14 protein-coding genes are annotated in these 12819 nt (G+C 42.8%); 13 read left to right on the forward strand and 1 reads right to left on the reverse strand.

Annotation, left to right across the window (positions count from 1 at the left end; genetic code table 11):
* The first annotated feature begins 145 nt into the window (after window positions 1-145).
* The 13 genes from BCY91_RS03585 (at window position 146) to BCY91_RS03645 (ending at window position 11579) form a co-directional block, all read left to right on the forward strand.
* On the forward strand, window positions 146-1264 hold the full coding sequence (locus BCY91_RS03585; RefSeq protein WP_120180657.1) for a head maturation protease, ClpP-related: 1119 nt from the start codon (window positions 146-148) through the stop codon (window positions 1262-1264).
* Window positions 1264-2337: a hypothetical protein gene (locus BCY91_RS03590; protein ID WP_120180658.1), complete on the forward strand. Its 1074-nt coding sequence runs from the start codon at window positions 1264-1266 to the stop codon at window positions 2335-2337. Before BCY91_RS03585 ends, BCY91_RS03590 begins: the two co-directional genes overlap by 1 nt.
* Before the next feature lie 15 nt (window positions 2338-2352).
* Window positions 2353-2976: a hypothetical protein gene (locus BCY91_RS03595; RefSeq protein WP_147387901.1), complete on the forward strand. Its 624-nt coding sequence runs from the start codon at window positions 2353-2355 to the stop codon at window positions 2974-2976.
* A 78-nt stretch (window positions 2977-3054) separates the two neighbouring features.
* Window positions 3055-3687, forward strand: coding sequence for a hypothetical protein (locus BCY91_RS03600; RefSeq protein ID WP_120180660.1), 633 nt, complete (start codon window positions 3055-3057; stop codon window positions 3685-3687).
* Window positions 3688-3705: 18 nt separating this feature from the next.
* Window positions 3706-4824 (forward strand): phage portal family protein, encoded by a 1119-nt coding sequence (locus BCY91_RS03605; RefSeq protein WP_147387902.1) that lies wholly within the window; start codon window positions 3706-3708, stop codon window positions 4822-4824.
* Window positions 4799-5389 (forward strand): DUF6712 family protein, encoded by a 591-nt coding sequence (locus tag BCY91_RS03610; RefSeq protein WP_120180662.1) that lies wholly within the window; start codon window positions 4799-4801, stop codon window positions 5387-5389. The genes BCY91_RS03605 and BCY91_RS03610 overlap by 26 nt, the downstream gene beginning before the upstream one ends.
* Window positions 5389-6192, forward strand: coding sequence for a hypothetical protein (locus tag BCY91_RS03615; RefSeq protein WP_120180663.1), 804 nt, complete (start codon window positions 5389-5391; stop codon window positions 6190-6192). Before BCY91_RS03610 ends, BCY91_RS03615 begins: the two co-directional genes overlap by 1 nt.
* 3 nt (window positions 6193-6195) lie before the next feature.
* Window positions 6196-7059: a hypothetical protein gene (locus tag BCY91_RS03620; protein ID WP_120180664.1), complete on the forward strand. Its 864-nt coding sequence runs from the start codon at window positions 6196-6198 to the stop codon at window positions 7057-7059.
* Between the two features lie 19 nt (window positions 7060-7078).
* A complete protein-coding gene (locus BCY91_RS03625; protein WP_120180665.1) occupies window positions 7079-9835 on the forward strand; it encodes a hypothetical protein in 2757 nt (918 codons plus the stop codon).
* 12 nt (window positions 9836-9847) lie between these two features.
* Window positions 9848-10210, forward strand: a complete 363-nt coding sequence (locus BCY91_RS03630; RefSeq protein ID WP_120180666.1) for a hypothetical protein — start codon at window positions 9848-9850, stop codon at window positions 10208-10210.
* Between the two features lie 15 nt (window positions 10211-10225).
* Complete coding sequence (locus BCY91_RS03635) at window positions 10226-10477, forward strand: hypothetical protein (RefSeq protein WP_120180667.1); 252 nt, start codon at window positions 10226-10228, stop codon at window positions 10475-10477.
* Between the two features lie 2 nt (window positions 10478-10479).
* The gene (locus tag BCY91_RS03640) at window positions 10480-11061 is read left to right on the forward strand and encodes a glycoside hydrolase family 108 protein (protein WP_120180668.1); all 582 of its coding nucleotides are present in this window, start codon (window positions 10480-10482) and stop codon (window positions 11059-11061) included.
* Window positions 11058-11579: a hypothetical protein gene (locus BCY91_RS03645; RefSeq protein ID WP_120180669.1), complete on the forward strand. Its 522-nt coding sequence runs from the start codon at window positions 11058-11060 to the stop codon at window positions 11577-11579. The genes BCY91_RS03640 and BCY91_RS03645 overlap by 4 nt, the downstream gene beginning before the upstream one ends.
* A gap of 58 nt (window positions 11580-11637) precedes the next feature.
* Here BCY91_RS03645 and BCY91_RS17465 read toward each other — a convergent pair whose 3' ends face one another.
* Window positions 11638-12807 (reverse strand): tyrosine-type recombinase/integrase, encoded by a 1170-nt coding sequence (locus BCY91_RS17465; RefSeq protein ID WP_147387904.1) that lies wholly within the window; start codon window positions 12805-12807, stop codon window positions 11638-11640.
* Window positions 12808-12819 lie beyond the last annotated feature (12 nt).

A 12819-nucleotide genomic window follows, 5' to 3' on the forward strand; every position in this document is an offset into this window, starting at 1 on the left:
CGGAGGAGAAATTCCGAGTTAAAAAAACAACAATTTACAAGGCGATTAAAATCATGAAAACACCTGTTAGTTAGTCCGTAATTACGCGGAAATTAATAAGGGAGTTTTTCGTCAATTTTGAAATATACATATATGTATAAATTAAATGGCTAAACAAATCCACATCTACATTTACGGAGAGATTTTCAATTATCAAGGAAAGGATGCTGATGATTATGGAATGTGCTCACTCAGAAGAGTAGCAGAAGTTATAAACAACAATCCTGAAGCTGAGGAAGTAATTGTTCATATCCATTCCCGTGGAGGCGATGTTACAGAAGGGTTTGCAATCTATGATACCCTAGTTAATTCCGGTAAAACAATCATTACCCAGATTGAGGGGCTTTGTGCTTCCATTGCTACGGTTATAGCTCTGGCAGGTAGTGTCCGTAAAATCAATGCCAATTCAGAATTCATGATTCATAATGCCTGGGCAGATCCATTTCAGATGGACAGTTTCAACGCAGATGATTATGAGCACATGGCCGAGGTCATCCGTGAGTCTGATGAACGGATGCTGAACCTTTACGCAAAGGCAACTGGAGGAGATCGGGAAGTAATATCGGAAAAAATGGAGGAGGAAACCTATCTGACAGCTGAAGAAGCTTTGGAGCTGGGGTTTGTAACGGAAATCGTAGAGCCGTTAAAAGCAGTTGCTTATCTAAGTAAGTCTAATAAAAATCAAAAATTAAAAATCAAAATGGCAAAAAAAACAGTAAGACCAGAGCCAAGGAATACCAGTCCCTTGAAGAGTATTCTGGCTAAAATCAAAGCGGTTTTCGCTGAGGAGGAAAGCGGAGAAGTCACAGTTCAGTCCACTATGTTGGATAACGGAGCTGTTATCTATCACGATGGCGACCTAGCTGTAGGCACGGCAGTATTTGTTGATGAAGCATTAACAGAGGCTGTGGAAGATGGCGATTACGTAACCGAGGCTGGCAATACCATCACCGTAGCTGACGGTAGCGTAGCTGAAATCGTTGATGCTTCAGAAGAAGAGACGACCGAGGAGCTGCAGGCTAGAGTTCAGGCGTTAGAGGAAGAGAACAGAGCGTTGAAAGCTGAAAACACAACAGCTGTAAATGCTTTGAAAGACTTTTCTACGCGGCTGGCAAAAATTAAAGGCACGCACACTCCTAAAGCCCACGGCAAGGAGAAGTTCGCTAAGAAGGCATCTCAGTCTTCAAAATTCATCAGACCTGTTAAGAAAGGAGGGAACGAATAATGGCTGTTATCAATCCTGCTGATTTAACTTTCAACGGACAGGAAGTCCGTGAGTTTGCTGAGTGTATTTTCGAAGAATTATACGCTAATCCGGTTTTAGACCAAAACCACCTGATCGTTGAGGATATTGTTGCTAAGCAACAGATTGCCATCTTCGGCCATCTTTCAAAAATTACTAAAAAGGATCCTGGATGCGGTCTCGGCAAGGTGACCAAGAACATTCCAATGTCGGAGAAATTCTGGAATCCGGTACAACTTAAGATCTGGCTTTCCGAATGCCACAACCAATTCGACGCCACCTTTATGGTGTACTACAAAAAGAAAGGGAAAGAGTATCCGGATTTAACCGTGACCGAGATTTTTTCTCAATGGCTGGTTGAAGAAGTATCTCAGGCTGCAGCTGAGGATATACTGCGTATCGTTTACTTCTCAGACACAGCTGCTAAAAAGATTGCGGACGGCGGTGTGTTCAGCGCCAGCGTAGATTTAACCGACTACGACCATCTTAACGGTTTCTTCAAACAGGCTTTTGCTATCGTTGCGGCGAATTCCAAACAACGTGTGACTATCGCAAAAAACGCCGGTGCTTCTTATGCAGCGCAGACCTTTGACGACAATGACACTACTAACCGTGTAGCTACCAAGATTCTGCAAAATCTGATCTGGAACGCTGATATCCGTTTCAGGAATGATCCAAATTTTGAAATCTTGGCAACCCGTTCGCTGGCTGATCAGTACGCCAAAGAGCGTTTGAACAACGATAAATTGGAGACTGTTTATCACCGTGAAGAGTCCGGTATCGAGTCTATCATGGTGCTGGGTAAAAAGGTATTCATCTACGATATCTGGGACAGAACGATTCAGGCAGATCAGGACAACGGCACGAAGTGGAATTTGCCCCACAGAGCACTTGCTGTGAGCAAAAACAATATGCAGATCGGTTTTGATGAAGACCAAGCCTATGGTGATTTCGATGTGTTCTACGACAAGATGACGGAGACCTCGAACATCAAAGGCGGATACAAAGCTGATGCTGTAATAGTTGAGGATTTCCGTTTAATGTTTGCTTACTAAGAAGGGAGGGTAAAGATGAGTATATGTGGTAAAATTACAAAGAACCAAGCGTTTGATTGCGCTGCTCCAATGACGGGCGGCGCAAAAGACGCCGTTTATGTATTCAATCATGAAGATATAGACACGCTTACCAGAGATGTCGCCAATCCCCAAGTGCTTAGAGGCATTACGATGAAAGGGGCAACAAAAGGGTTTTTATGGGAGGGCCCGCCTAATTCCGTAATTGCCTCGGCAAAGCTACAACGCAAAAAGTACAAAAACAGCTATGAGCAAATAGTTGGTGTGCCGTTGATGGCCAATACTTCGGAGCTTAAAACGGAACTAGAGAAAGCCGGGTATGGTAAGTTTTTGGTTATCGTGGAAAACAACCACCAAGTAGGTGATTCTATCTTCGAGGTTTATTTCCTAGACCGCGGAGGGATCTTGATCAAGAACGAAAGAGATATTGTGAATGCCGATCTGGAAGGAGGTTACGATATCAACTTCGGGCAGGAAGATACGGCAAGGGAATCTCACCTCCCGGCAACATTTGCGGTAACCGCTTCTCCCGGAGATGACGGTGAGGGACAACCACTGCCGGCAGTATATTCTTATGCCGCAACAAAAAGCGCTTTAGAAGCTCTGATTTCAGCAACTTAATCTTTTTGGTACATATGGTTAGTTGGGGCGGTTCAATTAATTGTCCGCCCTTTTTTCTTCAACTAATTATCATAGCTAATGACTATTGAGCTTTTAGAAAAAATAAAATTCGTTGAGCAGAACCGGATACAGGTCGCGGCAAAAACACCGGAAGGTATCGCGCTTTTAAAATCCGTATATCAGGATGTATTCAACGAGACTTATGCTGAAGGATGCGGGCCATGCCATGAGCAGGCTTTCTTCAGGCTAATGAAAATCTTAAACAGACCAAAATCTTTTATACCCATGTCAGAAAAAAAATACATTCTCAAAGAGGGGTACCAGGTATCAATCTTTGGAGGTCCGGAAGTTTACACTAACGACAATCTTACAGACGAAATCGCAGCTAAGTTATTGAAAGACCGTCCGGCACTTAAATCAAGTTTTGCGGTTATCCCTTCGGAAGAAAAATCTAAGGGTAATCCGAAGCCGGAAAGAGCAGATGTGCTTATCGCTAAAATCAAAGAAGCGGCTTCAGAAAAAGAAGTTGACGAAATCACCGGAGATGACCAGCGAGCTACCGTTGTCAAAGCAGCGCTTGAGCGTAAGGCAGAGCTGAAAAAAGGCACAGAACATACAAAGGTACTTACTCAGCAAGACCTGGACGATAATCCGGAGTTAGCGGAACAAGGTTTTAAGGTTGGAGATAAAGTTAAAATCGAAGAGCAGTAATAATCTATGAAGGTTTATTTGGCAGATATTGAACCGCGCATCCTCTATAAGGAAAATACAAGTTACGGTATTGTCAATTATGATGTGGATAATGCTTACCCTACCCGGGTAAGAGAAATGATAGCAGCTTCAGGCACCGCTTCAAAATGCTGGGACAGATACGCCAAATTCATAGAGGGCCAAGGATTTGCCGATCCGGTTTTTTACAAATCCATAGTCAACCGTAAACGGCTGACTATGGATAAATTGTTGAGGAAATTCGCAAAAGATTTAGCGATGTTCCAAGGTTTTGCTGTGCAGATCAATTATAATTTGCTTTATGAACCCTGCGAATTCAATATCATAAATTTCGAAGATTGCAGATTGCCATCTGAAGAGAATGAAGAGAGACAGGGGATGATTGCTGTTTATGACGACTGGGCTAAACGCCGCCGCCGACAGATCAAGAAAGACGATATCATATGGTATGATCTTTACAATCCGGATGCCGAGGAAATCGAAAAGCAGATTGAAAAAGCCGGAGGGTTTTCAAAATGGAAGGGGCAGGTGTTTTGGTATTCAGCTGATGGTTTTGAATATCCTTTAGCAACGTGTGACGCTGTACTGGAGGACGTGGACACTGACGCGCAGATCCAAACTTTTAGAAACAATTCGGTTCGGTCGGGATTTTTGGACCACATGCTTTTTGTGCAGAAAGGCAAGTTTGAAAGCGAAACTGAAAAAGAAGAATTCAAACAGGATCTCAAAACTTTTCAGGGCGCTAAAAAATCAACACAGATTATGCTGGTAGAGGTAGAGGACGAAAACGAAGTGCCGGAATTGAAACCTATGCCGAGCACTGATGCGGACGAGAAATTCAAAAACACCAATCAGACCACCAAGGAGAGTATAATTGAAGGTTTCGGGATACCGCCTGTTCTTTTGAACCAGCTGGTCCCGGGAAAACTCGGTACTGGTACGGAGATAGCTGACGCAGTCAACTTTTATAACCTGCAAACTGTAAGGGAAAGGATTTTAATGGAAGAAACTTTAAGAGAGCTGTGCCACAGAGCTTCTTTTGTTCCGGTGCCTAAGGCGGACAATTATTCGATAACAGAAATTTCTTTCAACAATGGAGTTATTAATAACAGTCGATAATATCAGGGACATTCGGGCAATCGCTGAATCGGTCGATGATGTGGACCGGTTGGATCCGTATATTTCCGAAGCACAACAGGTCGAGTTAAAAGAGCTTATGGGGGTTGAGTTTTTCTATCATATGCTGATGTTGATTTCTGATTATTATAATAAAAAGAAAGAGGATCCTGATTATATTTCTACTCCTGAAGAAGAGTTGTATCTGAAGCTTTTGAAGGGCGGTGAATATTTAACAGCTCAAGGACATTCGGTCCGGTTTTCCGGCTTGGCAACCGTACTTTCATATTTTTCTTATGCCCGGCTTTTGATGAATGACAACATGAAGCACACGAACGGTGGTTTCGTGGTTAAAAAGACAGAGTTTTCAGATCCGGCTAGCGCAAACATGATAATCAAAAGGCATCAAGATGCTAGGAGCATGGCGTTGAGTCACTGGGCTGACGTGACAATGTATTTAGATCAAAAACGGAGTGACTATCCGTTATGGAGAATGGGTTGTAAAGCGCGCACTAACAACATCAAGTCGTCGGCAAGAATTTCCGGAGTAACAAATAGGAGAAGATAATGGCTGTTTTTAATTCATTTCCTATCCAAGGCCGAAAAATTACCGAGAACCCGGCATCCGATGCGCTAACAGGCGCCGAGATACTTGTTTTGGTACAAGGCGATATCACAAAAAAGATAACGCTACAGGCTTTATTTGATTACTTTGGTGAAGTACAGACCAGTTTAGCTTCTGCACAAGTGCTAGGTGTGGTAAAGCTGTCAAAAGCTCCGGCTAACGTCTTGAACCCGATAGCAGTTGGAACGAACGATGAACGGGTAGGTGCTACAGGAGTGCAAGCCGGGACCTATGGCTCCGGAAAATTGCTTACTGTAGAAGTTGACCAATATGGCAAGGTAAAATCAATATCTGAGGAGACTTTCAGGGTTTTAGCAGAGAATGTTGAAGGCCTTAGCTTAACGGTACAACAGGTGGGCGACGGCAAATACGTACTTAAAAACTCATCCTCTACGCTTTCGGTTTGGCGGGATGACAGGGTTTATAAAAAAGATGAATTTGTTGAAAAGGACGGGAAGCTTTATAAAAGCTTGGAAGACGGTAATAACACCGATCCGTCAATATCGGATAATTGGTTAAAGGTGGGCGGAGGCGGTGACGCGGTAGAGGTAACCAAATCAGGTGCGGACGTGGATGCGAACGGAGATCTGGATTTATCCGATATTGATATACCGGCAAACCCTAAGCCTACCGTATATGTTGATAATGTTACCGGAAACTGGCAGACACAATTCAATAAACAGACAAAAATATTAACAGGGCTTTACGGGATAGATCCTGGGGCAACAATTGAAATTATTTTTTAGGGCATGAAAAAATTAATCTCTCTATCTTTTTTCGTTTTATTATACATATACGTATATCCGCAGCAACAGGTAATAACGGTTGATTCTATTGCCATCGGCCGTAAACCGTCCGCAAAAATCAACTTAGATGGCTCTATTACTGCGCGTAATTTTAACGGCAAAAGAGCTATTACAGGAAGTATTGCAACAGGGCAAAACCCAAATACCAATGATATAGTGGCCTGGCTTAATGCGGTCTTTTATCCGAGCCAGGTACCTACGGCCAGCATTTCAGGAGGTAGCACAATGGAGCTACGAGCGGCAGGCACGCAGACCGTAACACTAAATTGGACGGCCGGCAGACAGGCTGCAACAGAGCCTTTATATGCTATCATGGTAAGTGGTAATTTACAGACGTTTACACAGCCGAGCGCTCCGGGTACTGTTAGCGGAACACAAGCCGTTACAATCACTTACAACACAAACCAGAGCTTTAGCAACACAGTTACCACAACAGACGGCAAATCAGCTAGCGCGACAACAACATTTACTTATTTGCCACAATCGTACAGGGGTTTTATAAGTGACGTTAGCGGTATAGGCAACAGCTCAAGCGATGCAACTATTAGGGGGCTGGCTTACGGATTTACAACAAGCAGAGCAATGAGCTACACCACCGGAAGCGCATCTAACAAGTATTTTGTTTACGCCTATCCGGCAAGCTTTGGCGATTTGGCTGGATTGAGCATTAACGGCTTCCCAAGTTTAGCCTCCATGACAAAGATAACCCGGGCGTTTACTAACGCATCCGGCTACACGCAGAACTATAATATTTATTACACCAACAACGCACAGACCACAAGTGGTTATCCGGTAGTGGCAAATTAAAATCTTAATTAAAAACAGTATGAAAAAACACATTTTACTTTTCTTAATGCTTTACGGCTTAATCGTAATTAAAGCTAAAGCGCAAGTTCAAATCGCCCCAACGGGTGACGTTCAGCCAACGGGAAATTATGCGGCTATGCAATACCAATTTGTAAGAGGCGCAACGCAATATCCTGCTAACTTAACCGAACGTGACAACATTGCTACATTTCTAAGGGTGGACGGCTTATTGGCTTATATCACAAGCACCAAGCAGACCTATCAATTACAAGGCGGTATCACAAATGATAAGTGGGTTCTTGTAGGAGCAAGCGGGGGAAGCGCCGGAGCTTACACCAAGGCGCAAGTGGACAGCATACAGGCGGTTATCGTTAGCGGTATTCCGACAAATAACAATCAGCTGGCTAATGGGGCAGGGTATGTAACTTCTTCAACTGCGCCCGTGACTTCCGTAAACTCTCAAACAGGGGATGTTATTTTAGATGCCGACAACATTAATTATAATGGTGAGAGCGTATATGGCGCTATCAATGACCTCAATACTTACAAAGAAGCCAAGTCCAACAAAGGTATTGCTAACGGCTACGCTTCTTTGGACGGTTCGGCTAAAATCCCTACAAGCCAATTGCCAGATGCTATTTTAGGTTCTGTGAACTACCAAGGCAACTACTCTGCATCTAGCAACACACCAAGTTTACCTACTGCTAGCGGACATAAAGGATGGTACTACGTTATAAATTCAGCAGGTACGCAACAAGGGCTAGATTTTGAGGTTGGCGATTGGATTATAAGCAACGGCACGACATGGGATAAGGTAAGCAACAATAACAACGTCACAAGTGTAGCGGGTAAGGTGGGAGCTGTTACGCTTAATAAATCGGATGTTGGTCTAGGTAATGTAGATAATACAAGCGATTTAGCTAAACCGGTTAGCACTGCAACACAGACTGCTTTGGATGGCAAAGCAAATGCAAACGGCTCAAACGCAACAGGTACTTGGGGGATTAATATAAGTGGGAGTGCAAACAGTGCAACTAAATGGGTAGACCAGAAGTTTGATTGGAGTGCTACTAATTCAGATAACAGCTGGTTTATGACTTATAATAATTCAATCGGCAAGTGGCAACCTACAAATCTGGCGGGATTAAAAAACACTTTAAGTTTACCATCATCTGGGGGTTATGATTTGCAGGGTGTTACGGATAGGGGGACATCAACTACGAATCCACTTATTACCACCAACAAAGTGGTAATAGACAATAACACTGATTATAAACTATTTGCTGTTAATAAAAGCGGAGTAGCCAGATGGGCATTTGGGGGAGATAATGTTTCTGAAACAGGAGCTAATGCCGGCACTGATTTCAGTATTTTTAGATACGATGATGCCGGCAATTATTTAAGTAATGCTTTAGATATAAGTAGAGCCACGGGTAGAATTAGATTGGGTGGAGAGCTAAATGTGTCCAATTCTAATCCTTTTATAAGTCTTAGTAAATCGGGCATATTAAACTGGTATTTAGGCAACAACGTTGGTGATGTTGGGGCAAATAATTTTAGCATAGGCACCGATGCTAGCGCTAATTACAACATTTTAAACTTACTTGCTAACGGCGACGTAGGTATCGGCACAACTTCACCCGAATATAAATTAGATGTGGCTGGGTCAACAGCAATACGGGGCAATCAATTAAACTTTTATGGAACTAACGCCGAGATAGTTAATAGAAATGCGCCTCGATTAGATTTTTATGGCTCGGGTTCTAACTTATCAATGTCTATTCTTAATAATGGCAACGTAGGTATAGGCATAACCGACACACAGGGTCACAAATTATTTATTAACGGCAGTACTTACGCAGATACTTATTATTCAAGCAACTGGTTCCGTTCAGCCGGCAGTACTGGCTGGTACAATCAGGACTATGAGGGCGGAATTTATATGTACGACACCGAATGGGTACGCGTGTATAATGGCAAAAAATTCCGCGCAGAAAACGACATCTACTCCGCTACAAAAGTTTACGCCCCCACTATCGAAGCAACAAGCAGTTTAAACGTAACAGGTAACGCTACTGTTAGCGGCACAGTAAATTTCGGCACTACCTCAACAAAATGGAATATAGGAGCATTTGAAGGTTCTGGCTATTCAAATTTAGTGTTTAAAGACAATACAGGTAATGAAGCACTAGTCTTAAAGGAAGCAGTAGCTGAATTTTATGACGATGTAAATATAGAGGGCAGCGCCTATTTTGGAAACGGATGGACATCAAATTCAAATGCAACAATGAATGGTCACAACATAACAAATGTGGCATCACCAAATAATGCAACTGATGCGGCTACTAAAGAATATGTTGACAACGCTGTAAGTTCGGCGGGGGGCGCTACAACAGGGGAGTGGACGCCTACCTTAGTTAACGAAGCTAATTGTACAAGCGTCACGGGATTAACTCACAGATGGGTAAGGAATGGCGATTTGATAACAGTTTACGGCAGCGCCGAAGTTGTACCGGCAGCGTCTGGTACAATATGCCAATTCAAAATTTACCCCCAATTAAGCATGGATTGCAGAGATTATGACCTTAACGGTTTCGGTTCTACCGACCATGCGGCCGGCTCTAGTACCGCAGCATCAGCGGTATTCATAAAGGATTTTAACTATTTAGGGGACGGCGACAGAACCGGGGCTTTGGTAGAATTTTATCCGGTCGAGACCGGCGTGGTAAACACCCTTAATTACAGCTTTACGTACCGCAGGATTTTCACAGACTAAAAAAATATAACAATGCAAAACTTCATAACAGAATTTACAGCTAACACCCTAGGCGGTCTTAGCTTGGCTTATTACGCCAGCACAATGCTTTTTGCTTTAATCGGCGCAATTATCGGACTTCGGATTTCATCGCTCAAAAGAGATAAAACAAGCATCAACACCCCTTACAAATTCAATTTTTGGTTTTTGATAAGGGATAACGCCCAAAGGCTCTTAACTAACTTTTTGATATGCTTTGTGGTGTTCCGCTTTGCCGGTACTTTCCTAGATACGCCCGGCATAGACGTTATGCTTAGCGCCGTTGGCGTGGGGCTGTTCTTCGACCAGTTTGTCGCTAAGATGGTAGCGAAATTTGAAGCTAACGCAAGGGATTAACGCAATAAAATCGAAATGAACTTGGAACAGAAAGTCGACGACCTTGGCAAAAAAGTAGATGAGATTTATACCGCTATTATGGGTTCAAAATTCCACGAAAAAGGCGGGTATAAGTCTCGCTTAGAAAACGTGGAAAACAGGGTAGAAATTATTGAAGACCTAATTAACAAATGGAAGTGGATAGCTATCGGATTTGTTGGGTTAGGCGGATATGGGGGATTGACTTTCATTGCCGAGCTGGTTAAGTTTTTAACAGAAAAAAAATAGGTGTGGCAAAATTTGAAATAGCAGATAAATTAACCGGTCTAAACGAGGGCGGTTATGCGAATAACCCAGCAGACCGCGGAGGTGAAACTTACGCGGGAATTGCTAGAAATTTTTGGGGCAGATGGTTAGGATGGAAATACATAGACCAGTATAAAAAAGATTATGCGAGCGCCAAGGCTAAAGGCAGAACCAAGCTCAGCCTTGCCGAATGGGTAAACGCCAGCGCGCGCGTGGAAACACAGCCGGTAAAAGAGTTGGTGAAAGAGTTTTACCGTGTAAACTTCTGGGAACTTAATAGGCTCGGCGAAATCAACTGCCAGCAGTTGGCAAATACTGTGTACGACTTCGGGGTTAATTCCGGCAAAGGCAGGGCGGCGAAGTTTCTTCAGGAAGTTGTGGGCGGCCTAAATGTAGACGGCATTGTCGGAAGATTTACACTCGATGCAACTAATTCAAAAAACTGCAAAACCACATACGAAGCTTACAACGAAAAACGGGAAACTTATTATAGAAGTATTGCCATTGGCAGTCAAAAGCAGTTTCTAACATCTTGGCTAAGCAGATTAAAACCTTATCAGTCATGAATATTATTTTCGACAAAAAACCGACAACGGCCAGCGTGTTATTTATAGTGCTGATGTGGCTGTTTATGATAGCGTGCGCTATTTCTTTTTCCGGCTGCTCCGGCAAAAAAGGCTACCAGAAATACATCCGAAACCACCCGGAAGTACTGGCAAAAGACTGCATGGAAAATTTTCCGCCCATTGAGACTTTCAAGCCGGGACGGATAGATACTATTCCCGGAAAAATAATTGAAGTTCCCGGCGACACTGTTTTCGTAAAAGGCTACACACGGGACACTATTTATATAACAAAAACAAAATATATCCAGTGTCCGCCCTCTTTAATCTGTACACCCGACACGATAATCAGAGTGGACAGTTCGGCTGTTTATCTTTTAAATGGCGCAAAATTGAAGATAACAGAGCATGAGCAGACAATTAAAAAACTTAAAAGCGATAAGCTTTGGCTAACAATTTCAGGAGCTTTGCTGTTTTTGCTGACCTGTCTGTTTGCTTATTTGTGGATAAGGAAGAAATAAGAGATAAAAAATATTTGGTTTAGGTTGGAGCCGGCAGTCGTGAGATAGCCGGCTTTTTTTATATAGCTCTTGATTTAAAGTCTTTTGCTTCCCCAACTATCACTCCCATATCCTTTAAGTAATCCATAAGGTTAGCTAGCGACTTGTGTCGCGTAAATTTGATGACATTGAAAAGTTTTTCGCCGTCCTCTACCATGTGTATTGCCCGTGTGTGCTTAAAAGCATAAAGCGTGACATCCTCGTGGATTTTGAGTTTTTTCTTTACCAAAGCAAACATATCGCCGAAATATCGCTCATGTACAGGTGTTTCTCCCGGAACTCCCTTAGGACCGAATAAATAATAATGCCGAGGATAGCGCTCTATCTTGATTTCCTTTAAAAAATCTAAAAAACAGCTGTCAATAGGTATTACTTGCGTAGTCTTTCCTTTAGTAATATCAGATCCTATCCGGATGCGGCGCGAAACCAAATCAATATCGCAAATCTGTATGAGCCTGGCTTCCGCGTTAGGTCTCATACAGGAGTAGTAGGTAAACCGGCAGAAGTCATATAAAGGACTGCTGTTCTTCTTTAGATAGTCCAGTACCGTCTTGAACTCATAATTGTCAAAGGGCCTGTTTCCTTTTTTTGTTACCTCTAACCTCTTTAAGGTACGGCACGGGTTCTTTTCGACATAGTTGTCGAAATTGTCGATGTAGTACTGAAAAAAGGCGTGGATACTATTCAGGTAATGATTGTAGGTTTTGTTTGACCATTGCCTTTCCTTCTGGTGATGCTTCAGGAAGGAGTGCACAACCTCCTTTCCTGTATTGTAGATTAAAGTGCAACCTTGTTCAGTGTCGGTAAGCCATTTCCTGAACAAAAGCAGATTGCTTCTGTACTTGTCATAAGTAGATGCTTTTACATTTGATCGAATTTCTTCCAGATAAGTATCTATGCAGGATAACAAAGCCCGGTCTTTATAGGTTGCGTCTTGGCATAGGTCGAACTCGAGAAAAGGGTTAAAGCCTCCGGCAAGGAGTTTTCTGATACCTTGCTTGATGATAGCCATCTTCTTCCTTCTCTCCGTTTTGGTGTGGAGACAGTTAATACCGTTATAGATCTTAAACCGTTTCCAATCGCTTTTTCCCGGTTTCCGAAGCTGGTCGGGGATTAGGAATTGGTATTTCACGAACCACTCCTTGGTGATGTCGCCACCGGCTTCATAACTTTCAATCAGTTTGTACATTTTTCTTCCTGT

Source organism: Pelobium manganitolerans (assembly GCF_003609575.1).
GTDB classification, from domain to species: domain Bacteria; phylum Bacteroidota; class Bacteroidia; order Sphingobacteriales; family Sphingobacteriaceae; genus Pseudopedobacter; species Pseudopedobacter manganitolerans.

Coding starts and splice junctions, on each gene's coding strand:
- BCY91_RS03585 (WP_120180657.1), top strand. CDS start 146: ATGGCTAAACAAATCCACATCTACATTTACGGAGAGATTTTCAATTAT.
- BCY91_RS03590 (WP_120180658.1), top strand. CDS start 1,264: ATGGCTGTTATCAATCCTGCTGATTTAACTTTCAACGGACAGGAAGTC.
- BCY91_RS03595 (WP_147387901.1), top strand. CDS start 2,353: ATGAGTATATGTGGTAAAATTACAAAGAACCAAGCGTTTGATTGCGCT.
- BCY91_RS03600 (WP_120180660.1), top strand. CDS start 3,055: ATGACTATTGAGCTTTTAGAAAAAATAAAATTCGTTGAGCAGAACCGG.
- BCY91_RS03610 (WP_120180662.1), top strand. CDS start 4,799: ATGGAGTTATTAATAACAGTCGATAATATCAGGGACATTCGGGCAATC.
- BCY91_RS03615 (WP_120180663.1), top strand. CDS start 5,389: ATGGCTGTTTTTAATTCATTTCCTATCCAAGGCCGAAAAATTACCGAG.
- BCY91_RS03620 (WP_120180664.1), top strand. CDS start 6,196: ATGAAAAAATTAATCTCTCTATCTTTTTTCGTTTTATTATACATATAC.
- BCY91_RS03625 (WP_120180665.1), top strand. CDS start 7,079: ATGAAAAAACACATTTTACTTTTCTTAATGCTTTACGGCTTAATCGTA.
- BCY91_RS03630 (WP_120180666.1), top strand. CDS start 9,848: ATGCAAAACTTCATAACAGAATTTACAGCTAACACCCTAGGCGGTCTT.
- BCY91_RS03635 (WP_120180667.1), top strand. CDS start 10,226: ATGAACTTGGAACAGAAAGTCGACGACCTTGGCAAAAAAGTAGATGAG.
- BCY91_RS03645 (WP_120180669.1), top strand. CDS start 11,058: ATGAATATTATTTTCGACAAAAAACCGACAACGGCCAGCGTGTTATTT.
- BCY91_RS17465 (WP_147387904.1), bottom strand. CDS start 12,807: ATGTACAAACTGATTGAAAGTTATGAAGCCGGTGGCGACATCACCAAG.